The sequence below is a fragment of the Syntrophomonas sp. genome (genome assembly GCF_028707975.1).
Lineage (GTDB): Bacteria > Bacillota > Syntrophomonadia > Syntrophomonadales > Syntrophomonadaceae > Syntrophomonas.
Map to the genome: position 1 here is coordinate 1 of NZ_JAQVZX010000145.1, position 3,820 is coordinate 3,820.

The 3,820-nt window shown below is 50.0% G+C and carries 3 protein-coding genes and 1 pseudogene; 1 reads left to right on the forward strand and 3 read right to left on the reverse strand.

Going from position 1 to position 3,820, the window contains the following annotated elements; genetic code table 11:
* A partial coding sequence (pyk, locus tag PHP87_RS11330; RefSeq protein WP_299921441.1) for a pyruvate kinase occupies positions 1 to 1,331 on the forward strand: 1,331 nt, incomplete at its 5' end.
* A gap of 65 nt (positions 1,332 to 1,396) precedes the next feature.
* Here pyk and PHP87_RS11335 read toward each other — a convergent pair.
* The 3 genes and pseudogenes from PHP87_RS11335 to PHP87_RS11345 all read right to left on the reverse strand — a co-directional run.
* Positions 1,397 to 2,152: a Uma2 family endonuclease gene (locus PHP87_RS11335; RefSeq protein ID WP_299921443.1), complete on the reverse strand. Its 756-nt coding sequence runs from the start codon at positions 2,150 to 2,152 to the stop codon at positions 1,397 to 1,399.
* 5 nt (positions 2,153 to 2,157) lie between these two features.
* A complete protein-coding gene (locus PHP87_RS11340; protein ID WP_299921445.1) occupies positions 2,158 to 2,871 on the reverse strand; it encodes a SprT family zinc-dependent metalloprotease in 714 nt (237 codons plus the stop codon).
* A pseudogene (locus PHP87_RS11345) lies at positions 2,868 to 3,820 on the reverse strand (restriction endonuclease subunit R); the annotation flags it as partial. The gene PHP87_RS11340 and the pseudogene PHP87_RS11345, both read right to left, overlap by 4 nt.

Below are 3,820 nucleotides of genomic sequence, written 5' to 3' on the forward strand. Positions count from 1 at the left end.
TTATCTGCCAGGTGATCAATGGTGGGGAACTGGGAGAGAGGAAAGGAATCAATGTACCCGGAGCTCGTATAAATATGCCTTTCCTCAGTGAAAGGGATCAAGAAGATATTAACTTTGGCATAGAGCAGGAAGTTGATTTCATTGCCGCTTCTTTTGTGCGCACGGCGGATGATGTGCTGGAAATAAGGCGTCTTTTGGAGCGGCGGGATGCCGATATAGATATAATAGCCAAGATTGAAAGCCAGCAAGGGGTAGAAAACCTGGAAGACATCATTAAAGTAGCTGATGGGATAATGGTAGCCAGAGGGGATTTGGGAGTAGAGATACCGGCGGAGGAAGTACCGCTGGTGCAAAAAAACATCATAGAGAAATGCAGTCCCCGAGGGAAAATGGTAATCATCGCTACCCAGATGCTGGATTCCATGATCGTAAACCCCCGTCCTACGCGGGCGGAAGTCTCCGATGTAGCCAATGCGATTTTTGACGGTGCCGATGCCATTATGCTTTCAGGAGAAACAGCGGCGGGGAAATACCCGGTTGAGGTGGTCAAGACCATGGCCCGCATAGCCGGGCGGGCGGAAGAAGTATTGCCTTACCAGGAAATCCTGCGGCAGAGGAGACTGCAAGGAGAGCTATCCATAACTGATGCTATCAGCTTTGCTACCTGTGCTACCGCCATGAACCTGAACGCCTCGGCCATAATTACTCCTACCGTAACCGGTCTTACTGCCAGGATGGTAGCCAAATACCGGCCCCAGGCCAATATTGTCGCCGTTACCACCGAAGAGCGGATATTGAACAAACTGGCTCTGGTGTGGGGCGTCTACCCCCTCTTGATTCCTGAAACCTCAGGCACCGATGAACTATTCAACGAATCGGTAAAAGCGGCCTTAGAGTCTTCCTATATTAACAACGGAGACCTGGTGATATTGACTGCCGGGGTACCCATCGGTTCCCCAGGAGGCACCAATCTTTTAAAGGTTCATGTTGTAGGCCGGATTCTGGCCCAGGGTATGGGCATAGGTAAAGACCCGGTCACCGGCCGGGTAAGAATAGTAGTATATCCGGAAGATATGGAAAAGATTAAAGACGGGGACATCGTTGTAACCACCAGTGCCGACTGTGCCCTGGCCCCTCACTTGCCTCGAATTGCCGCCCTGGTGGCGGAGGAAGGGGGCCTGACCTCCAATGCGGCTATCATGGGCTTGAACGCCAATATTCCTGTCATTGTAGGAGCCAGAAATGCCACCGGTCTATTGGAGGATGATATGCAGGTCACCCTGGATACCCCTCATGGCCGGGTTTACCAGGGAATTGCCCGGGTACGTTAATAATTTCGGAAGTTTAAGCTACGAAAAAGGCAAAATTAGGTTTTTAACGGAAAATGAGAATCCACTTATATCTCTTTATTCCACAGAGCTTTTAAGGTAATGGACAGGCCGGGAAAATTCGGATGTTCTACCAACTCCTCTTCCATTCCGCCCGCCACCAGGGCGTATACACCATCACGCCAGGCGAAACACTCAAGCGTTTTTTCCTGGGGATTGACCAGCCAATAATGTTCTACCCGGGCCTCCTGGTAAATCCGTCTTTTTTGCAAGCGGTCTTTGCGGCTGGTGGAAGGAGACAGAATTTCCACCACCAGCATGGGCGGCCCGTCAATTCGAATATCTTTTACAATGACTTCCTGTTCGCTTGCCACATAAAGCAAATCCGGCTGGACCACATTAACATCATGCAAGGTAACATCCAAGGGTGCATCAAAGACCTCCCCTTTGGGATCAACCTTCCAGAAATAATCTTCCAGGATTCTTTGTAACCTGCGGGAAACCCGCTGGTGCATAACATTGGGTGCCGGTTCTTTTATCAACATGCCATCAAGAATCTCGAAATGATAACCCGGCTCTTCCGGCAACAGCAGGTAATCCTGGTAGGTAAGCTTCCTGGGTTCCTCAGTTTCATACGGGGATGCACTTTCCTGAATGCTGCCGTTACTCAGTGCTTTGATTACATCGTCCTTCTTATAGCGGTACTGCTTGTTGCCCAGTTCAATGTAAGGTATTTTCTTTTCCCGGGTGTATCTCCATATCGTTTCTACCGAGAGATGCAGGGCTTCGGCTAGAGCCTGGGCAGTTATCAATTCCTTATCCATGTCTATTACACCAGTGCCAGTTCCAGCTTAATCTTGCGTTTTTTCCAGTCGGGCATTACTTGGTCCAATTGGCGGTAAAATCCGGGGCCGTGGTTGTGATGTTTCAAGTGACACAATTCGTGAGTAACGACATAATCGATGCATTCCCGAGGTACGCGGATCAGGTCGGTGTTGAGCGTCATAACCCCATTTTTGGACAGGCTGCCCCAGCGTTTCTTCATCTTCCTTATTTTCAGGCAGGGCTTTTTTACAGCTGATTTTTCAAAGCAAAGCCAGCAGCGTTCAAATGATTCGGCGAAGCGGGCGGCGGCTTTTTCCGCATACCAGCGGTCCAGCAGGCTTTTGACTCGTGCCTCGGTGATGTTTCCTTTGATGAAAACATGAAAATAGCCATGGATGAGCTTTACCTGGTTGATGTCCCCCGGACAAATCTTCAGCCGGTAGGAGCGTCCCAGGTAGAGGTGGGTTTCCCCGCCCACATAATGGCGTGGAGGGGTCTGGGGGTAAAACTGTCCGAAATAGTCGATCTGCTTCTTAATCCAGGCGGCGCGCCTTAGCACCCTTTGTTCAACCTCGGCTAAAGCGGTTCCCACAGGGGCCTTGACGATAATTGTTTTATCGGGATATACTGCGATTTCCAGGGTTTTGCGGTGGGCGTATATGAGATTGTAAGTGATGCTTTCTTTGCCGTAATTAATTCTACCATGTGAGAGGCTCATTTGCTGCTCCTGTGTCTGGCTATCTGCAGGGTCTTCTCGATTATATCATCCATCTGCTCCTCGCTGAGTTCCACCCCATGCACACCCCTTATTTTATCGTAGAGATAATCGTCTATTTCATTGATGGCCTGATTCTGGCTGACATCATCATCCCAGAACTGCACCTTCCAATGCCGCTGCAATATCTCCTGGATGGCCAGGGCGGTCTGGGCTGAGAGTGTTTGACATTTATCTTTTCCCGGGGAGTTCATGAAGAAAGGTTTGAGCACACCATAATAGGCCATGGCGTCCTCATTGCCCAAAAGAGTTTCCGGCATATCGTCATGTTGCCGGGTGACGACCTTGTTCCTGATTTCCGAGACCAGGTTCAGGTATTCAAGATCGGATATACGCTTGGCCCGGAAGCCATCGATGGCCTGTTGAATGAGTAAGGAAAACTTCTCATAAAAAGCCGGGTCCTCTTCCATCTTTTCAGTGATGGCCTTTTTGGTGGCATGCGCAATAGCATCGGCGCGGGCGGCCTTGGACTTGGTTTCATAGACTCCGCGCTCTTCCTTGATGGCCAGGAAGGCATTGTCATCGAATATATTTACCGGCTCGTTTAACTGAATAACCTCATTGGCCTGGATATGAACATCGAGCAGCTTCTTAATCTTCGGCTCGAAATCCCGGTAATCAATGGCCTCGGCATAGCGCAGCTTGACGGCGGCCTTGAGTTTTTGAAAACGTTTCAGGTCGCTCTTGTAACGTTTTAGGGTAGCTTCTGCGCAATTCATGATAAAAGCTTCGACTGAAAGGGCCAGGCCCAGGGTCTTGGAGTAGTCGGCCAGGCGCTGGTAAAAATCTTCGCGCAGGGCCGCATCGGCCAGCATAACCTCAAAAGCCTCCTCATCATAGCTGTTTTTTACTTCTTTGAACAAATCCCAGAGGTCGGCATAGCGCTGGGGCA